Here is a 20,212-nt window from a genome sequence, read left to right on the forward strand (position 1 = left end):
CCGTCATGCAACACAAACACACCGCCCTCAAGCGCCTGACCACCGCCGCCCTGCTGCTGACGCTGGCTGGCTGCGGGGTCACCGACCGTATCGGCAAGCGCATGGATGACAGCTGGGCGGCCGACATGCTGAGCGACAGCGAGAAGGTCATCCTGACTTCCGACGGCGGCAACCAGCTCAACCCCGATGTCGAGGGCAAACCGCTGTCGGTGGTGATGCGCGTGTACCAGCTGACCGACCTCGAACGCTTCGCCGCGACCGATGCAGAGACCCTTTGGGACACCCCGGAAAAGGCCCTCGGCAACACCCTGGTGGAAGCCCGCGAGATCACCCTGCTGCCAGGCATTGGCCAGATCGACCAATGGCCTCTGGCCAAGAGTGCGCGCTACGTGGGTGTGGCGGCGTTCTTCCGCGATGAAAAGGACGCGCGCTGGAAGGTCGCCTTCGACGCCGAGTCGCTGCGCAAGGATGGCATCTGGTTCTCCTCCGACGGCTTGCGGGTGCTGGTGGACAAGACCGAAATCAGCGCCATGCGCGGTGTCGACGTACTGAATAAACCGCCGACCGCCGACCAGCTGGCGGCCGCGAAGAAGGCCGAACAGGCCACGCCGTCCCTGGCCGACAAGGTGCAGGACGCCGTGCTCGACAAGGCCACCGATGTGGCCGGCCAGTCGGCACAGAACGCTGCGGACAAAACCCTCAACTCTTTAGTGGATAGCGTCAAATGAGCAAGCAGAGCCGGGTGATGTGGTCGGAAGGCATGTTCCTGCTGCCCCAGCACTTCCAGTACCAGGATGAGTTCCACCAGCACCAGCTGGCCGAAGCGACCCTGCGCGGCACCCCGTTCCATTGGGGTGTGCAGGCGCTGCAGGTGGACGAGGATGCCTTGGCCAACGGTTCGCTGCAGCTCAAGCGCCTGAAGCTGGTGTTCCCCGACGGCAGCCTGTACGACGCACCCCAGCACGACCCGCTGCCGGCCGCACGCGACCTCAAGGATCTGCTCAAGGCCAACGAGCTGAAGGTCTATGCCGCGCTCAAGCTGCCCGAGCCGTTCGGCCTCAACTACGTCGAGGACGGCCAGGAGCACAAGGCCGCCCGGCGCTTCCGCAAACAGTTCGACACCCTGCCCGACCTCAACGAAGGCGAGCTGGAAAACGAAATCACCAGCCTGCGCCTGAACGTGGTGATGCTGGTTGACGGTGACAGCCTCGACGGCTACAGCCACTGCCCGCTGGCCAAGCTCACGCGCAACAGCATGGGCGGCTTCAACCTCGACCCGCATTTCGTCCACCCGACCCTGCACCTGGGCAACCACGAGACCCTGGCCGGCATCGGCAAGCGCTTGCTCGGCGCCCTGCAGGCCAAGAGCAAGGCGCTGTCCGGCCGGCGCCGCGAGCGTGCCGACCAGATCGCCGAGTTCGGCTCCAGCGACGTCACCCTGTTCTGGCTGCTGAACACGGTCAACCGCGCCCACCCGCAGCTGGCCCACCTGCTGGCCCACCCGCGCCTGCACCCGGAGCGCCTGTACCTGTTCCTCGCCGACCTGGCCGGCGGCCTGCTGACCTTCACCCTCGACAGCCAGCTCAGCGACGTGCCGGAGTACGACCACCGCGACCCGGCGGCATCGCTGGTCAAGCTCGACGAGATGATCCGGGTGATGCTCGACAACGTCGTGCCCAACCAGTGCATCGTCATCAACCTCACCCAGACCAAGCCGTCGTACTGGCAGGGCCAGCTGCGCGACCCGCGCCTGGTCGAGGCTGACTTCTACGTCTCGGTGCAGGCCGACATGCCCGGTGCCAGCCTGCTCGAACTGGTGCCGCGGGCATTCAAGGTCGGCTCGCCGGAAGACATCGAAGTGGTGGTCAACAGCGCCATGCCCGGCGTCACCCTCAACCACGCCGCGCGGCTGCCCAACGCGATCCCGGTGCGCCTGGACAACCAGTACTTCGCCATCGAGCCGCACGGCCATGTGTATGAGCGAATGATGAACGCCCAGACCGTGTGCTTCTACGCGCCCAGCGCCTTTACCAACCTCAAGCTTGAACTGATGGCGGTGCTCAAATGACCGAAGCCGTACTGCAACAGGGCGCCGTCGCGGCCGCCAGCGACAAACCGACGCTCAAGGACCTGGTCCAGGACTTCATCAGCATGGCGCTGATCGTGCGCCGTGGCCGCCAGGTCACCTCGGTGCAGGCCTTCGAAGGCAGCGTCGAGCGCTTCTTCGCCAACCTCGAACGCGATGCCCGCGCCGCCAACTACAGCGTCGAGCAGGTCAAGGATACCCAGTACGCGCTGTGCGCGTTCCTCGACGAAAGCGTGCTGCGTTCCGGTGACAACGAACTGCGCCGGCATTTCGAGCTGCAGCCGCTGCAGTTCCGCTACTTCGGTGTGCACCTGGCCGGTGAAGGTTTCTACGAGAAGGTCGACGCACTGCGTGCCGACGTCAAGCAGAACATCGACGTGCTCGAGGTGTATCACCTGTGCCTGGCCCTGGGCTTCGAAGGCAAGTTCGGCCTCGGCCAGAAAGACCAGCTGCGCTACCTGGCCAACACCCTGGGCCAGGATATCGCCCGCTACCGCAAGGCGCCCAAGGCCCTGTCGCCGGACTGGGCACTGCCCGACCAGGTGTCGCAGATGCTGCGCCACGAGGTGCCGCTGTGGGTGTACCTGGCGCTGATCGCGCTGGTCTGCGTCGCCGTGTACCTGACGCTCGACTGGTTGCTGGACAAGGACGTCGCCGCCCTTTCCGAACAAATCCGCCAGCTGTTCAGTGCCTGAGCACACCCCAGGTAGCCGAGTCAGGAAGACATGAAAACATTACTGCGTCTGTTGAAAAGTTTCTGGATTCTCCTGCCACTGCTGTGGCTGGCGAGCCTGTTGATCTGCTGGCTGGTCGCGCCGCTGGTGCCGTGGCTGCGTCATCACGTGCCTGAAGCGCTGGCGATCATCAGCGCCTGCTTCCTGCTGGTGATCGTGCTGCGCCAGTACCAGCGCATCCGCGCCGAGCACAACCTGGAGAACCTGCTGCAGATCGAGGTCGACCGCTCGTGGAACGCCACCGGCGAGTTCCGTGACCAGCAGGTGCTGCGCGAACGCCTCAAGCACGCCATCGCCATGCTGCGCACCGACCGCTCCGCCGGCGGTGGCGGCAAGGCGGCGTTGTCCGACCTGCCGTGGTACCTGGTAATCGGCATGTCGGCCGCCGGCAAGACTTCGCTGCTGACCCATTCCGGCCTGTCGGCGAGCATTGCCACGGCCAATGACAGTGAAAGCGGCACCCAGCACTGCGACTGGTACTTCAGCCCTGACGCGGTGATGATCGACACCGCCGGCCGCTACCTGCGCGACGACCAGTCGGCCAGCGAGTTCTCGGCCTTCCTGCGCATGCTGCGCAAGCAGCGTGGCAAGGCGGCGATCAACGGCCTGGTGCTGGTGGTCAGCCTGCCCGAGCTGCTGGCCGCCAACAGCGAAGAACGCAACGCCCTGGCCGCCCAGCTGGTGGCGCGGGTCGAAGAGTACGCCGAGTGCCTGGACGCCAACCCCCCGGTCTACCTGATGCTGAGCAAGACCGACCAGCTGCCGGGCTTCAACCAGGCGTTCGACGGCCTCGACCTGCACGACCGCCAGCAGCCGCTGGGCATGACCTTCGGCCTGTCGGAAATCCGCAACAACGGCCTGCACGCCGTGCTGCACGCGCGCCTGGGCAAACTGCAGAACCACATTCGCCAGCACGTCGACGCGCAGATGATCGCCCTCGGTGCCGAGGCCGACAGCACCCTGCTGAACTTCCCGCAGTACTTCGCCGCCCTCAGCGGTGTACTCGAACAGTTCCTCGAACACTTCACCCGTGGCCACCGCGGCGGCGCCCCGCTGCTGCTGCGCGGTCTGTACTTCACCAGTGCATTGCAGACCGACCAGCACCTGGGGCAGGTCTACGAAGACGCCATCGCCGACGCATTCGCCCTGCAGGCCGCCTACGAAGACCGCGCCGAACAGCAAGGCAAGGCGCTGGGCAACCGCAGCTACTTCATCACCGATACCTTCCGCCGGGTGATCTTCCCCGACCGCGACCTGACCCTGTTCCAGTCGCGCCAGGGCCGCCAGGCCGGTTTCAACCCGCTGCTGCTGGGCCTGGCTGCCGCCACCGGCGTGCTGTTCATCGGCTGGCAGGCGCTGTCGTTCAGCAACAACCGCCAATGGCTGGACAGCCTGCGCGGGCAACTGGCGCAGATCGAGCAGGCAGAAGACCGCGAGCAGCTGCTGGCCGCGGGCAAGGGCCTGGAAGTGCTGCGCGAGCAGATGGCCGCCGTCGAGGCCCATCGCCTGCAGGGCGTCCCCCTGCAACTGAGTGCCGGCCTGTACCACGGCGAGGCAATCCATCAGGTGACCCGCACCGCCTACCTGGCGCAACTGCGTAGCCAGGCGCTGGAGCCGATCGCCCGCAGCCTGCAAATGCAGATGCGCGCGTTCAACACCTTCGCCAGCGGTATCAATCAGCAACTGGAATTTACCCCGGCACCGCAGAAGAAGCGCAATGGCAAGCCATTGGCTCCGGCTGTCGCCGCCAAGGCCCAGGCTGCGTTGAGTAATACCCGCATGGGTGGCTATGCCGCCAAAGTCAACCTGGCCACCGCCAGCGATGCCGCCGACCTGTCGGCCACCACCGGCGGCCTGTCGTTGTCCGAGGAAATGCTCGGGCGCCTCGACGAGCAACAAGTGGCGTCGATCATCGATGCCTACAACACCCTCAAGCTGTACCTGCTGCTGACCGAACCCCAGGCCCATCCGGACGCTGCCTTCGTCGCCGCCAGCCTGCCCCAGGCCTGGGCCAGCGCCGCAGGTGAAGGCACCTTGGCCGATGCCAGCGTGATCGACGAGAACGCCCCGCTCTACGTACAGCTGCTGGAACAGGGCCAGGCACCGTCGTTGCCACGCAATGAGCAACTGATCAACGAAACCCGGGAAAACCTCAAGTCGTTCATGATCTCCAGCTCCCTGGTCGATCGCGAATACCTGCGCCTGCAACTCGAATCGAGCCGCCAGTTCCCGGCGCTGAGCCTCAACGACCTGGTGCCGCAACCGGGCCGCGCGTTGCTGTACGGCTCCGCTGGCGTACCGGCGATCTACACCCGCCAGGGCTGGGACACCTTCGTCAAGCCTGAGCTGATCAAGCTGGTGTCGGGCAACCTGCGCAACGAGTCGGACTGGGTACTGGACGGCGAAGGCGGCGATGCCATCGTGCAGAAGGCCAACTTCGTCCGCGAGTTCATGACCCGCTACAAGCGCGACTACACCCAGGCCTGGTACAAGATGGTCAGCAGCGTCGGCGTGCGTCACTTCGCCGACCTGGCATCCGCCACCCAGCAACTGGGCCTGCTCAGCGACGTGCAGAACTCGCCGGTGAAGAACCTGCTGGCGGCGGTCAACGACAACACCCAGTGGGACCTGCCGGTCAAGCATGCCATCCCGGCCCCGGGTGCCGCCCGCGAGGACGGCTTCTGGAGCAAGGTCACCGGCCTGCTCGACAGCAAGGACGCCCTCCCCGTTGACGTCGCCCCGGTCCTGCCGGCGGTCGATGACGGCAGCCTGGCCAAGCGCTTCGAACCCGTGGCGCGGGTGTTCGCCGAGAACAATGCCGAAGGCGCCGACAGCACCATCATGGACCGCTACCTGGCCGCGCTGCGCAAGCTCAAGGTGCGCATGAACAACATCCAGCGCTCGCAGGATGTGGGCAAGAGCAGCAAACAGCTGATCAGCGAAACCCTGGAAGGCCAGCCGAGCGAAGTCACCACCGTGCGCAACTACGTGGAAAGCAGCGTCGACACCAGCCAGGACGGCCTGTCACGCTCGCTGCAGGGGCTGTTCAGCCTGCCGATCCAGTACGCCTGGGCGACCCTGCGCGACCCGGCCGGGCAGCAGATCGCCAAGGCCTGGGCGCAGCAGATCGCCAAGCCGTGGGAGCAGGTCATGGCGCACCGCTACCCGATTGCCGGCGGCAGCCGCAACGAAGCCTCGGTGAAAGACCTGCAGCGCTTCGTCGACCCCGACAGCGGCCTGCTGCCAGCCTTCAAACGCAATGAAATCGGCAACCTGGCCGGCGGTGAAGGCCTGGGGGCTGGCGACGGCAAGGGGCCGGCGCTGGTCAATCCAGGCATGCTCAACAGCATCGACAAGGCCAGCTCCGTGGGCCAGGTGATCGCCAGCCTGTCGGACCGTGACAACGGCTTCGAGATCATGCTGGAGCCCTCGGCCAACTTCACCGACATCGTGTTCACCCTCGATGGCCAGGAGCAGCACTACCGCAACGGCCGCAGCAGCTGGAACCGCTTTGCCTGGCCAGGCACCAGCAACACCCCGGGCGCCCGCCTGGACGTGGTCACCCTGAGTGGCGCGCGGGTCACCGTGTTCGACTTCCCGGGGCGCTGGGGCCTGCTGCGCATGAACGAAAGCGCCCGGGTCGAAGACCTCGACGGTATCCAGCAGCGCTTCAGCTGGAACACCGCCAACGGCCGCGTGAGCCTGGTGGTGCGCAACTTCGGTGGGGTCAAGCTGACCGACCTGGGTGACGTCAAGGCCCTCAGCGCCCTCAACGACCGGGGCGCGCAATGATCGGTTGCTTCGGCAAGTTGCCGTCGAGCGCGGACTTCGTCAGCCTGCATGGCGCGGCGGAGGAAGTCTGCGAGTTCGACGCCTGGCTGCAGTCCTCGCTGGCGGCCATGCGCCACCGCGAAGACTGGCAGGCGTTGTTCGACGCACTGCCGATGTGCTTCTTCAACTACCGAGCGCGCAATGGCAACTGGCTGCTCGGTGGCCTGCTCAGCTCGCGTGACGCCAGCCAGCGTCGCTACCCGTTCTTCATCTTCCAGCTGCTCAAGGGCGAGGAAGGCGCAGCGCTGGTCAACCCGTTCACCCTGGGTGAACTGTTCAGCACGCAGATCAAACCGTTGCTGCACCAGGCGGTACAAGGCGCCGACCGAGCCAGCCTGTTCGAACGGATCAAGGCCTTGCGCCCATTGCAGCCCCAGGACCTGGACCTGTTCCGCCGGGTTCACGCCAAGTTCCTCCGCGACTTCAGCTTTGCCGATGTCGCCCGCGCCCTGCACGGATCCTGGCCGAGCTTCGACAGTGCCACCGCGCTGGCGCGGCTGCAGGCCAGCCGGGCCACGTTGCACGGCGACTACGACGGCGGCATCGAACTGCCGCTGCCGGCCGAACGCGGCCTGAAAAACCCCACGGCCGACCTCTGGCTGACCTGGCTGACGCGCATGAGCGGGCACCCGCGCGTGCCGGCGGTGAGCCTGCTGGCCGACGACTTCATGCACCCGCGGCTGTACTGCTTCCCGTCGCGCCACGCCAGCAGCGCCTATCGCCTGCTCAGCAGCTGTGCCGACGCACATCAGCACCTGGCGCTGCTCGGCCCGCTGGCAGCGGCGCCACGCCAACACGACTACGACCGACCTCTTGAACACGTCATCGACCAGTTCGTCGATGCGCTGGATGCGACGCCTGTATGAACAAGATCAAGTACTACTGCCTGCGTTACCAACCCTACCTGCTGGGGGTGGCGTTCTTCCTGGCGATCTTCCTGGTCTGGGCGATCGGCCGTGCCCTGGGCTTCGCTTCGCTGCACAGCCTGCTGGCGGGCATCGGCGTGTTCCTGCTGCTGTCGGCGGGCTATGTCCTGTTGCTGTACCGGGGTGCCGGCCAGCACCACAACCTCGAAGGCCTGCTGCGTGACGACGCCGACCAGGCCGTGCTCAACGCCACCCCGGCCGACCGCGAGGAAATCAGCCTGCTGCGCGAACGCCTGCTGCAGAGCATCGAGCGCCTGCACAGCAACAAGCCGCGCGGCACCGCCGCCAAGGATGCGCTGTACGCCCTGCCCTGGTACCTGGTGATCGGCCAGCCGGCTGCAGGCAAAAGCACCATGATCCTGCAGTCGGGCCTGAACTTCCCCTATGCCGAACGCGAGGGCGCACGGGTGTCCGGGCTGGGCGGCACACGCAACTGCGACTGGTTCTTCAGCTCCGAAGCGGTACTGCTGGACACCGCCGGGCGCTACATGAACAGCCCCGAAGAAGCCGGCAAGTGGCGTGGGTTCCTGCAACTGCTGCGTCAACATCGCCAGCGCCGCCCGCTCAACGGCCTGATCGTCAGCGTCAGCATCGCCGACATCCTGCATGGCTTGGCCGAAGACCAGGAGCGCGTGGCCAAGCGCCTGCGCGAGCGCATCCAGGAAAGCTGCGCGCTGCTGGAAGTGCGCCTGCCGATCTACCTGGTGTTCACCAAATGCGACCTGATCCCAGGTTTTACCCCCTTCTACCGCCAGCTGGACGATGCCGCGCGCGGCGAGGTAATGGGCAAGACCTTCTCGCACAAGGGCTACGAGCAGGCCAACTGGGGCCAGCGCTTCGGCAAGGCAATGGACGAGCTGACCGGTTACTGGCAGCAAGTGGCGAGCCAGCAACTGGTGCAGCAGGACATCCAGGTGACCCGGCAGAACGACGCGGCCTACCGCTTCCCGCTGGAGCTGGCGGCGCTCAAGCCGCGCCTGCAGCAGTTCGTCGACAGCCTGCTGCGTGCCAACCCTTATCAGAATGCCGAAATGCTTCGCGGTTTCTACTTCACCGCCGCGCTGGAGGCTGACGAAGCTCAATGGGGCAGCCACGGCCAGCATGTAGCCGAGCGCTTCGCCCTGGAACATGACGCAGACGCTGCCGGTGCTGGCAGCCACCCGGCGCCCCTGTTCATCAACAGCCTGTTCCGCAAGGTGATCATCCCCGACCAGCACCTGGTGGCGCTGTACACCAGCAACCGTCGCGAACGCCGGCGCAAGGGCGCCTGGGTGGCCGCTGCCAGCCTGGCCGGCCTGGTGCTGTGCAGCCTGTGGGGCTGGTCGTACCTGAACAACCGCGCCACGCTGGCCAGCATTGCCGGCGAGCTGGCCCAGGCCAAGGCCGAAGACAAGGCCGCCAGCGGCCAGTACGCCGCCTGGCACAGCCTCGACCGCCTGCGGTTCTGGACTGCGCACTATTATCAGCAGCACCACGAACAGGGCGTGCCGCTGGGCATGCGCCTGGGCCTGTACCAGGGCCATGAGGTGGAGCCGTTCGTGCGCAATCGCTACTTCGCCACCCTGCAGAACGTGATGCTCAAGCCCACGGCTGACAACCTGACCCGCACCCTGTACCTGCTGACCACGCTCAAGGTCTATCAGCGCAACGCCCGTGAGCTGCAGCCAGTAAGCGGCGTCGACAGCGTGCAGGCCGAAGCCTTGCCCCATGACAACCGCGCCCAGTCGATCGCCGACTTCGGCAAGGCGACCCTGGACACCTACGTGATGCTGTCGCCGGCCCAGCGCGAAAAGGCCGACCCGGCCTTCCTCAAGGCGCGCCTGCCGGACTACTGGTACCCGGCCATCGCCCGCCAGACCGGCAAGAGCATGGCGGCGGCCGGCAGCGAAGGCGGCAACCAGGACTACCTGTACGCCAGCCGCCAGATCACCTTCTACAGCGACCAGATCCGTGAGCCGGACGTGCCACGCATCCTCGACAACGCTTTCCTGATGTCCAGTTCGCGCAACTACATCGACAGCCTGCGAGCCCAGTCGCTGCGCTCGATCGAGACCATCACGCTGGAGTCCGACACGCTGTTCGCCTTCGGCCGCGCCGACTTCCAGAGCCTGAAGAACGAGGGCCAGAACCAGCTGAGCGCGATCGCCAGCAAACTGCTGAACACGCCCAACATCGGCAAGATCGTCATCTCTGGCCACGCCGACCAGCTCGGCGACAGCCAGGGCAACCTGCAGGTGTCGAAACAACGGGCGCAGACCATCCGTACTTACCTGGTCGGCAAGGGCGTGCCCGCCGAACTGGTGGTCGCCCAGGGCGAAGGCAGCCGCAAGCCGCTGGTCAACTGCGACATGCAGCAGCCACGGGCGCAGCTGATCAAGTGCCTGGAGCCCAACCGCCGGGTGGAAATCGAAGTGCGCGGGCTCAACTGAGGCCGCGCCGCAAGAACCGGCCACCCGGGCCTCACAGGAGGAGGCCAGGGGGGCGGCAAGCTACCTCTGCCGACGTGTTCGGCGAGGTCAAAACCAAGGGGTGCATGAGCAACCCTTCAAATGATGTTAATGGAGAGTTTCACAATGGCTTTTGACGCGTATATCCAAATCGACGGCATCCCAGGCGAAGTACTGGACGACAAGCACAAGGACTGGATCGAAGTGCTGGGCTACGAGTACGGCGCCACCCAGGCCACCTCGGCTACCGCCAGCTCCTCGGGCGGTGCGTCCTCCGAGCGTGTTGCCCTGAGCGACTTCAAGATCCGCAAGGCAGTCGACAAGGCTTCGGCCAAGCTGTTCGAACACTGCTGCACCGGCAAGCACATCGCCAAGCTGAAGCTGAACGTCAACCGTGCCGGTGGCGACAAGGTCACCTACCTGACCATCGACATGGAAGAAGTCGTGGTGTCGTCGGTCAAGTTCGTCGCCGGTGGCAACCAGGGCGGTGAAGACAAGGCCGTGAGCGACCTGCCGATCGAAGAGATCAGCTTCAACTTCGCTCGCATCAAGACCACCTACACCCAGCAGAACCGCACCGACGGCCAGGCTGGCGGCAACATCGTCGGTGGCTGGGACCGCACCGCGAACAAAGTGTTCGCCTAAGCACTTGCTTGCCCATGGGCCGCGCAGGCGGCCCATGTTTCGCAGCGTGCCGGCTTGCCCGGTGCGCCGCTCCCCTCCCCTGACCAGAGTGTGATATGCCTGAAATCCTCAACGACCTTTCGCTGGCCGAGCTGGCCGCACCGATCGATGGTGGCAGTGGCGAAGACTTGAGCTTCTCTGCCTTGTTCGACCAGATCAAGGAGGCGCGCCGGGCAGACCCTGACTACCTGACCCAGGGCGACTGGCAGACCGACCTGAAAACCGCCAACTGGGAACAGGTCATCGATCTTTCGGCCCAGGGGCTGGCACAACAGAGCAAGGACCTGATGCTGGTCGCCTGGCTCAGCGAAGGCCTGGCCCAGCGCGAGCATTTCGAAGGTATCAGCTTCGGCCTGATGTTGACCGAGCGCATTCTCGACACGTTCTGGGACAGCGCCTACCCGTCGCTCGAAGACGGCCTGGACGAGCGCGCCGCTCGCCTTTCCTGGCTCAAGACCACGCTCACCGACATTGCCGGTGGCTTGCCCATCACCCAAGGGCAAAATTTCGGCGTGCTGCGCTATGACGAATCACGCCATGTAGAAAACCTCGCCTTGCAGAACCCCAAGGCGATGCAGACTGCGCTGAACGAAGGCAAGATCAACGCCGAGATCTTCCAGCGTTCAGTCGCCCTCAGCGACACCGAGCACCTGCGCACCAAGGCCATGCAGATTGCCGCCAGCCTGCAGGCCTGCAACCGCCTGCAGGCCAGTGCCGACCGCCTGTTCGGCGTGGAGGCCCCGAGCTTCGCCAGCCTCGCCGACATGCTGTCGCGCGCCAGCCAGCTGGCGGAGAAACTGCTCAAGGACCGCGGCGTCGAACTGCACCCGGTCGTCGTGCCAGTGGCAGAACCTGTCGCCACCGTTGCCCCCTCCAGCGAAGCAGGTGAACCGATGAACACGCACATAGAGGCCCAAGCGCCTGCGCCGATGCGCACCACGCCACTGACCCGCGACGAGGCCTTCACCATGCTTGCGGGCATCGCCCAGTTCTTCAAGCAGAGCGAACCGCAAAGCCCGGTGCCCTACCTGATCGAACGCGCCATCAAGTGGGGCAACATGCCGTTGGAAGGCTGGCTGAGCGACGTGATCAAGGACAGTAATGTGGTCGACAACATCCGCGATGTGCTGGGTACCCGCGAACCACGGTCCTGATCCTGTGCAAGGCTCACGGGCCTCTTCGTGCTTCGGCGCCGCGAAGAGGCCGGCACAGCCAACACAAATACTGCTACCTTGAGCGCTCTTCACTGCCAAGGACCGCCCCATGCCGCACACTCCCACCGGCTTCATCCGCGTCCGTGGCGCCCGCGAGCACAACCTCAAGAACATCGACGTCGATATCCCCCGCGACGCGCTGGTGGTGTTCACCGGGGTGTCCGGCTCGGGCAAGTCCTCGCTGGCCTTCTCCACCCTCTACGCCGAAGCCCAGCGCCGCTACTTCGAATCGGTCGCGCCCTATGCCCGGCGCCTTATCGACCAGGTCGGCGTGCCGGACGTCGATGCCATCGAAGGCCTGCCCCCGGCCGTGGCCCTGCAGCAGCAACGCGGCACGCCCAGCGCGCGCTCGTCGGTGGGCAGCGTCACCACCCTGTCCAGCTCGATCCGCATGCTCTACTCCCGCGCCGGCAGCTACCCGGTCGGGCAGCCGATGCTGTATGCCGAGGACTTCTCGCCCAACACCCCGCAAGGCGCCTGTCCGGAGTGCCATGGGCTGGGGCGAGTTTATGAAGTGACCGAAGCGACCATGGTCCCCGACCCGTCGCTGACCATCCGCGAACGCGCCGTGGCGGCCTGGCCAATGGCCTGGCAGGGGCAGAACCTGCGCGACATCCTGGTGACGCTGGGCTATGACGTCGACATCCCCTGGCGCGACCTGCCGCAGGAGCAGCGCGACTGGATTCTCTACACCGAAGAAACGCCCACCGTGCCGGTGTACGCCGGCCTGACACCGGCGCAGACCCGCGCCGCGCTCAAGCGCAAGCTCGAACCCAGCTACCAGGGCACCTTCAGCGGCGCCCGGCGCTACGTGCTGCATACCTTCATGCACTCGCAGAGCGCGCAGATGCGCAAGCGCGTGTCGCAGTACATGCGGCCCAGCCCCTGCCCGGTGTGCCAGGGCAAACGGCTCAAGCGTGCGGCGCTGGACGTGACCTTCGCCGGTCGCGACATCGGCGAGCTGTCGCGGTTGCCGTTGCAGGCCCTGGCCACGGTGTTTCGCCAGGTGGCTGCGCCTGGCTACCTGGAGCAGCACGACGATAACCTGACCTTGGAAAAGCGCCTGGCCGCACAGCGCATCGCCAATGAGTTGCTGGAACGTATCGACACCCTGATCGACCTGGGCCTGGGCTACCTGGCACTGGAGCGCAGCACGCCGACACTGTCGTTCGGCGAACTGCAACGCCTGCGCCTGGCCACCCAGCTCAATTCGCAGCTGTTCGGCGTGATCTACGTGCTCGACGAACCCTCCGCCGGCCTGCACCCGGCCGACAGCGAAGCGCTGTTCGATGCCTTGCAGCGGCTCAAGCAGGCGGGCAACTCGGTGTATGTGGTGGAGCACGACCTGGACACCATGCGCCGCGCCGACTGGCTGGTGGATGTCGGCCCCGCGGCCGGCGAGCATGGCGGGCAGGTGCTCTACAGCGGCCCGCCAACCGGCCTGGCACAAGTCGAGGCCTCGCGCACTGCCGCCTACCTGTTCGCCGAACAGCAGCGCAACCTGCGCACACCACGCCAGCCGCACGACTGGCTGGCGCTGGAAGGCATCACCCGCAACAACCTCGACAACCTCAGCGCCCGCTTTCCGCTGGGTTGCTTCACGTCGGTCACCGGCATTTCCGGTTCGGGCAAGTCGAGCCTGGTCAGCCAGGCCTTGCTGGAGCTGGTCGGTGCCCATCTCGGTCAGGCCGAACAGAAGTCCGAGCCGGAAGAGCATAGCCTGGAGGATGAGCCCGAGCAGTTCAGCGCTGGGCGCGTCACTGCCGGGCTGGCTAGCATCCAGCGGTTGGTGCAGGTGGACCAGAAACCGATCGGCCGCACGCCGCGCTCCAACCTGGCCACATACACCGGGTTGTTCGACCATGTGCGCAAGCTGTTCGCCGCCACCGAGCAGGCCAAGGCCCGCGGTTTCGATGCCGGGCGTTTCTCGTTCAACGTCGCCAAGGGCCGTTGCGACAACTGCGAGGGCGAAGGCTTCGTCAGCGTCGAACTGCTGTTCATGCCCAGCGTCTACGCGCCCTGCCCGACCTGCCACGGTGCACGCTACAACCCCGAGACCCTGGCGGTGAGCTGGCAGGGCATGAACATCGCCCAGGTGCTGCAGCTGACGGTCGAACAGGCGCTTGAGGTGTTTGCCGAGCAACCGGCGGCGCGGCGTTGCCTGCAGGTGCTGCAGGACATCGGCCTGGGCTACCTGCGCCTGGGGCAGCCGGCTACCGAGCTGTCCGGTGGCGAGGCGCAACGCATCAAGCTGGCCACCGAGCTGCAGCGCGTGGCCCGTGGGGCGACCTTGTATGTGCTGGACGAGCCTACCAACGGGCTGCATCCGCAGGATATCGACCGCTTGCTGGTGCAGCTCAATCGCTTGGTCGAGGCCGGGCACAGTGTGGTGGTGGTCGAGCATGACATGCGTGTGGTGGCGCAGAGTGACTGGGTGATCGACATCGGGCCGGGGGCCGGGGATGCGGGGGGCCGGGTGGTGGTCAGTGGTACGCCTGATGTCGTGGCTAATTGCGAGGATAGCCGGACTGCCGAGTTTCTTGCCCGGGCCTTGTAGCGCCTGTTCCGGCCTCTTCGCGGCTAAAGCCGCTCCTACAGGAGAATTGCGTGCCCTGCAGGAGCGGCTTTAGCCGCGAAGGGCCAGTACAGGTAAAAAATTCCTTCCTATACTCCCCCTGGCATCCCTGTATGCCGTCTGCCCAAAAACGCGATACCTCACATAACAACAAACGAGGTGGCAAATGGTCTGGCAGCAAATCTACGATCCGTTCGCAAGCCCAGTGCTCTCCACATTCATGGCCGCGGTACCGGTGGTGGTGATGCTGGCGGCACTGGCCTTCTTCCATATCAAGGCACATATCGCCGCCCTGCTCGCCCTGGGCTCGGCACTGCTGATCTCGATCTTCGCCTTCGGCATGCCGGCCAACATGGCAGGCTCCGCTGCGCTGTACGGCGCCGCCAACGGCCTGCTGCCGATCGGCTGGATCGTGCTGAACATCATCTTCCTGCACCGGCTGACCACCGAGAACGGCTCGTTCAAGGTGCTGCAGGACTCCTTGGCCCGCATCACCGACGATCGCCGCCTGCAACTGCTGCTGATCGCCTTCTGCTTCGGCGCCTTCTTCGAGGGCGCAGCGGGCTTCGGTACGCCGGTGGCAGTGACCGGGGCCATCCTGATCGGCCTGGGCTTTTCGCCGCTGGCCGCTTCGGGGTTGGCGCTGATCGCTAACACCGCGCCAGTGGCGTTCGGCGCGCTGGGCACGCCGATCATCACCCTGGCCAAGGTCACCGGGCTGGATGAAATGGAACTGTCGGCCATGGTCGGCCGGCAACTGCCGTTCTTCTCGGTGATCGTACCGTTCTGGCTGATCTGGGCCTTTGCCGGCTGGCGCAAGATGCTTGAGGTGTGGCCGGCGATCCTGGTGGCCGGGGTCACGTTCGCGGTGCCCCAGTTCCTGGTCTCGAACTTCCACGGGCCGATGCTGGTGGACGTGATCGCCGCGCTGATCTCCATGGCCTGCCTGACCGCCTTCCTGCGGGTATGGAAGCCGGCCAGCGTGCACACCTCGGCGGCGCTCACCGGCCGGGTCGACAACTCCAAGGTCGAAGACGACGGCAAGGCAGGTGCCACGGCCACCTTCACCCAACGCGACCAGCGCAGCGTGTTCAAGGCGTGGTTACCGTGGATCATCCTCACCGTGTTCGTGTTCGCCTGGGGCACGGCGGGCTTCAAGAACCTGTTCGACACTCGCCAGGCGCTCGACCCGGCCAGCGGCGCGGCGATGCTCGACCCGCAAGGGAAGCCGCTGCGTGAGGGCAACCCGGTGTTCGCCCCGGTGTTCACCTTCGACTCGATCCACCAACAGATCGAGAAAGTGCCACCTGTGGTGCCCACGCCGAAGAAAGAAGATGCCCAATACAAGTTCACCTGGTTCACCGCCACCGGTAGCGGCATCTTCCTGGCGGCGGTCCTTGGCGGGCTGCTGATGGGTTATTCGCCCCTTGAGCTGGGGCGGCAATATTTACGCACACTGTGGGTGGTGCGCTACTCGCTGATCACTATCGTCGCCATGCTGGCGCTGGGCTTCCTCACGCGCTATTCGGGGCTGGACGCGACCATGGGCCTGGCATTCGCCGCCACGGGCATCTTCTACCCGATGTTCGGCACCCTGCTCGGCTGGCTGGGCGTGGCGCTGACCGGGTCGGACACGGCCTCCAACGTACTGTTCGGCGGGTTGCAGCGGGTGACGGCGGAGCAGCTGGGGCTGAGCCCGGTGCTGATGGCCGCAGCCAACAGTTCGGGCGGGGTGATGGGCAAGATGGTCGATGCGCAGTCGATCGTCGTAGCCTCCACCGCGACTCGCTGGTATGGGCATGAAGGCGAAATCCTGCGCTATGTGTTCTTCCACTCGATCGTACTGGCGGTACTGGTGGGCGGGCTGGTGACCTTGCAGGCTTATGTAGCGCCGTTCACCGACATGGTGGTGGGCCATTAGGGCGTTGGGCCAGAGCGCTTGCTGTCAGGGCCTGACATGCCCGCCAGCAAGCGCTTTTACAGGTGACTGCAGTGCACTGCCGTTTGACAAGTTCATACCGAACATCTGGAAGTTGTTGTTCTCCTTAACTAACAACTTGCCTGTTGTTTGCGTCTAACTAAAATCAAGTTGCCAGTTCTAGTGAATCAGGTAAATTTCCGCCGCTCCGCACGGCCGACCCCATCGACGTAGTGCACGCCGCCGCTCGCGGCATCTGGATCCGGTCCCGCATTCGCGCAAAGAGCGACCCGTTTCGGGTATTGCGCCATGGATACGAACAAGGATTCAACCAGCAACTACTCCGTATGGCTGCCTGGCGGCGCAGTGGTTCTGAGCCTGGTTATTTCAACTTTTGCGCTGATTCGTGAACCGTTCGTGGAAACGCGTCCGGTCGGTGCGCAGTTCCAACCGCAAACGCCTATCGAGGCTCGCCTGTGGCAAGACCCCTTCGATGCATTGGAGCGCTATCGAAAACGCATCAAGGATCAAGAGCCAAAACCTGAGCCCGCCTGCACTGCCACCCCCCTACAAAAACCGGCCCAACTGCTGGTTGCGCTGGTGGAGGATGGCGCCTATGCCGAAGCTGTCGAGCTGCGTCGGCGAATGCGCTATGCCATCCTCGCAGGGCTGAAGGGGGCTCGGTTGGTGCCTGAGGACGAGCAGCATGTACGCTGCCTGGCCATGGCCCCTAGCCTGCAGACACTGACAAGCAGCAAGGACGCGGTAGAAGTACCCTACGAGGATTTCGCAGCCGACCCACTGGAACCGGCTCCGTCCAGCGACGAAGAACAGCCGCCTGTGGAGCGTGTGCGCCTGCTATGGCTCAAACAGAATGCCATTAGGCACAATCCACTGGGTTCGCTCGAAAACCTTCGATTCGCACCGATCGGGGGTAAGGAAAACGGCGTACTCAAAGTGATAGGCCCGGCTGACTCGGCGATGCTGGGCCAGTTTTATGAGCAAGAAGCGGAGGCACAAAACCAACCGGATGACTATGTGTTCTGGAATTACCTGACCAAGGGCATCGAGATCTATTCACCGCTGGCAACCGCCGACAAAAAATTCCTGTTACGCGAAATCAGCGCGCCAAAACATTCCGACACCCACTCGTTCAACAGCCTCAAGTTGATTCGCACCATCAGCGACGACACCACCATGGCCCGTCTGCTTCTGGATGAATTGAAGTTGCGCCACGTTGATCCCACGGCAGGCGCGCGTTGCCTGACGCCGGATGATGAACACAAGTGTTTCCCGGAGGGTGAATGGCGCAACGCCAACCGTATTGCTCTGATCTCGGAATGGGACAGTTTCTACAGCCGTGCCTTGATCCAGAGTTTCCGCAAAAAAATTGCTGAACGGCCTACATTCGAGCCTCTGGGAATGGACCGGGTCGACCCATGGGTCCTGCGCTTCAGCTACCTGCGCGGCCTCGACGGCCATTTGCCGGAAGACACGATCGCCAAGACCGAGAAGAAAACCGACAACACCAGACTCGATCTAGACCTCAGCCCTTTGGAAAAGTCCGACGGCAACTCGCAGCTGGATTACTTGCGCCGCCTCGCCGAGCACATCTCGATGCAGGACAAGGCTTACCGCAATGCCGGCAAAAGCGGCATCGGCGCCATCGGGGTACTCGGCCTGGACACCTATGACAAGTTGTTGGTGCTGCAGGCACTCAAGAATCGCATGCCCAACAAAGTGTATTTTTCGACTGACCTCGACGCCCGCATGCTGCAACGTGGCCAAGCCGAGGTAACGCGCAATCTGGTATTGGCATCGGCGTATGGCCTGACGCTCACACGTGCCTTGCAGCAAGAAATGCCGCCGTTTCGCGACAGTCTGCAAAGTTCGGTGTTCATCTCGGTACTGGCAGCTATGGCACCCGAACCTTTCGACGCCAAGCGCTGGCAGTTTGATTATTCCAAGTCAGGCATCCTGTCTCCGAGTATCTACGAGGTCGGTATCAGCGGCTTCATACCGCTGGAAAGCAGCTCCACCCGGGAGCGTGCCATCGACTGCGGCCCTGCCGACAGGCATTCAGGCCAGGGCACCTATATCCGGCCTCAGGACATCATGGCCTTGCGCTGCCTGCAGGATCCCTCCCCCCCCATCTACCCAGAGCCCTCACCGGCACTCCAGGACCGCTTGCATGGCATTCAGTCATTCATGCTGGCGGGGCCGCTGGTACTGATACTGGTCACCCTTGGCCTGCTGCTGAGTTGGTGGAGCAGCAGTAATGGCGAGACGAGCACCGGGCCGAGTGCATGGGTGCCGCCGGCACTCTATGGCATGGCCGCACTATTGGCCTGGGCTGCCACACGCACCTGGCGGGTCGAGTTGATGTGGGTGGCGTTCGGCTTGATCCTGCTGGGGTTGATCGCCTCAGGCCTGAACCGTCGCATGCTCGATTGCAAAGCCAACGTGGCAGGTAAAACCCTCGCAGGCGGTGGCCTGTTCGATGCCAACGCCTGGTATGTGCTGGTGCCATTGGTGATATTTATCCTGGCGCTGCTGGGGGCCTACCAGAAGCGTGAGAGCCTGACTGAACACGGCCTGGGCGAGCCGATGTTCCTGTTCGAAGGTATCAGCGCCTGGCCAACCCTGGGGCTGCGCTTGCTCGCGGTACTGATTTCGCTGGCCGCGCTGGCCTGGGGTGCCCGCAACCTTCGCCTCAATCGCCTGGAGATCGAGCGCGACTACCACCTCAGCAGCGCCATGCGCCAATACCCGACAAGCCTGTGGCGCCAGCCGCGCCTGCTGACCCGTCGTGGCAAGCTGCGCCGACTCGACAAGCTGGCAAGAGAGGCCGGTGAGTGGCTTCATCATATATTCCTGCCGCTCTCGCCCAACACGCCTCGCATGTATGAAAGAAGAACTGGCCTCGCCCACACGCCAAGGCAGTTCATCGTCTATTGGCAGGAGCACTGTATCTGCGGCAGTTTTGGTGCAAGGCTGCTGCGCGCCATGCTGGGTTCCTGGATCTTCCTGGTGCTCACCAGCATGTTCTTCGTGCTCTGGCCGATGGATGGCGACCCCATGCGCGGCAACCTGGCGCTGCGCCAGTGGAGCTGGCTACCACCGCTGCTGACCTTCAATCTGCTGGTGTTCTGGGTTGTCGACGCCAACCGGCTGCTGACCCGGTTCATACGCCAATTCAGCGATGAGGACTGGATCTGGCCAGAGGGGCTGCAACGGGAGCACAAGACCCTTTTCGGCGAGTTCGCTCAACGTCAATCGCACCCGAGCATCGACGCCTGGTTCGGCCTGACCCTGATTGCCAAGCGCACCGCCGCCGTCAGCCGGTTGATCTATGCACCGACCATTGTCTTGCTGATCCTGATTGCCTCGCGCAGCAGCCTGTTCGACAACTGGTCGACCCCACCCGGAATGGTCATCACCTTCGTGCTCACAGGGTTGATCCTGCTAGCTTCGGCGCTATCGCTGCGTCGGGCGGCCGAAAGGGCCAGAACGGTGGGCCTGCAACGCATCGACCAGTACCTGCTGAAAACCCCGGACGAAGCCTTGTGCGGCAAGTTCAGCCTGATCCGCGAGCGCATCGTGACACTCAACACCGGCGCCTTCTCCCGCTACGCCGACGAGCCGCTGGTCCGTGCATTGTTATTGTCGCTGACCGGCCTGGGTGGCTCGGTATTGGTCGATGCGCTGAACTATTCGAAGTTCTAGTCACAACCTCTCGACACGGAGGCGCATGGAAAACGCCTCTCGAAACGGGCAGGACGCTTGGGTCAATCCAA

The 20,212-nt window shown here is 64.5% G+C and carries 11 protein-coding genes; all 11 read left to right on the forward strand.

Going from position 1 to position 20,212, the window contains the following annotated elements:
* Window positions 1-5: 5 nt before the first annotated feature.
* The gene (tssJ, locus tag C2H86_RS26860; protein WP_159410664.1) at window positions 6-728 is read left to right on the forward strand and encodes a type VI secretion system lipoprotein TssJ; all 723 of its coding nucleotides are present in this window, start codon (window positions 6-8) and stop codon (window positions 726-728) included.
* Window positions 725-2,068 (forward strand): type VI secretion system baseplate subunit TssK, encoded by a 1,344-nt coding sequence (tssK, locus tag C2H86_RS26865; protein WP_159410665.1) that lies wholly within the window; start codon window positions 725-727, stop codon window positions 2,066-2,068. The genes tssJ and tssK overlap by 4 nt, the downstream gene beginning before the upstream one ends.
* Window positions 2,065-2,781: a type IVB secretion system protein IcmH/DotU gene (gene icmH, locus C2H86_RS26870; protein WP_159410666.1), complete on the forward strand. Its 717-nt coding sequence runs from the start codon at window positions 2,065-2,067 to the stop codon at window positions 2,779-2,781. The genes tssK and icmH overlap by 4 nt, the downstream gene beginning before the upstream one ends.
* Window positions 2,782-2,811: 30 nt before the next feature.
* A complete protein-coding gene (locus C2H86_RS26875; protein ID WP_159410667.1) occupies window positions 2,812-6,612 on the forward strand; it encodes a type VI secretion protein IcmF/TssM N-terminal domain-containing protein in 3,801 nt (1,266 codons plus the stop codon).
* The gene (tagF, locus tag C2H86_RS26880) at window positions 6,609-7,517 is read left to right on the forward strand and encodes a type VI secretion system-associated protein TagF (protein ID WP_159410668.1); all 909 of its coding nucleotides are present in this window, start codon (window positions 6,609-6,611) and stop codon (window positions 7,515-7,517) included. The genes C2H86_RS26875 and tagF overlap by 4 nt, the downstream gene beginning before the upstream one ends.
* Complete coding sequence (gene tssM / locus C2H86_RS26885) at window positions 7,514-10,006, forward strand: type VI secretion system membrane subunit TssM (protein ID WP_159410669.1); 2,493 nt, start codon at window positions 7,514-7,516, stop codon at window positions 10,004-10,006. Before tagF ends, tssM begins: the two co-directional genes overlap by 4 nt.
* A 144-nt stretch (window positions 10,007-10,150) precedes the next feature.
* The gene (locus tag C2H86_RS26890; RefSeq protein ID WP_016499518.1) at window positions 10,151-10,669 is read left to right on the forward strand and encodes an Hcp family type VI secretion system effector; all 519 of its coding nucleotides are present in this window, start codon (window positions 10,151-10,153) and stop codon (window positions 10,667-10,669) included.
* A gap of 95 nt (window positions 10,670-10,764) precedes the next feature.
* Entirely contained in the window at window positions 10,765-11,862 is a 1,098-nt protein-coding gene (gene tssA, locus C2H86_RS26895; RefSeq protein WP_159410670.1) for a type VI secretion system protein TssA, read from the forward strand.
* Window positions 11,863-11,971: 109 nt separating this feature from the next.
* Window positions 11,972-14,479: an excinuclease ABC subunit UvrA gene (gene uvrA / locus C2H86_RS26900; RefSeq protein ID WP_159410671.1), complete on the forward strand. Its 2,508-nt coding sequence runs from the start codon at window positions 11,972-11,974 to the stop codon at window positions 14,477-14,479.
* A gap of 184 nt (window positions 14,480-14,663) precedes the next feature.
* Window positions 14,664-16,418: an L-lactate permease gene (locus C2H86_RS26905; protein WP_159410672.1), complete on the forward strand. Its 1,755-nt coding sequence runs from the start codon at window positions 14,664-14,666 to the stop codon at window positions 16,416-16,418.
* Between the two features lie 306 nt (window positions 16,419-16,724).
* A complete protein-coding gene (locus C2H86_RS26910) occupies window positions 16,725-20,141 on the forward strand; it encodes a hypothetical protein (protein ID WP_159410673.1) in 3,417 nt (1,138 codons plus the stop codon).
* Window positions 20,142-20,212 lie beyond the last annotated feature (71 nt).

Source organism: Pseudomonas putida (genome assembly GCF_009883635.2).
Lineage (GTDB): Bacteria > Pseudomonadota > Gammaproteobacteria > Pseudomonadales > Pseudomonadaceae > Aquipseudomonas > Aquipseudomonas putida_W.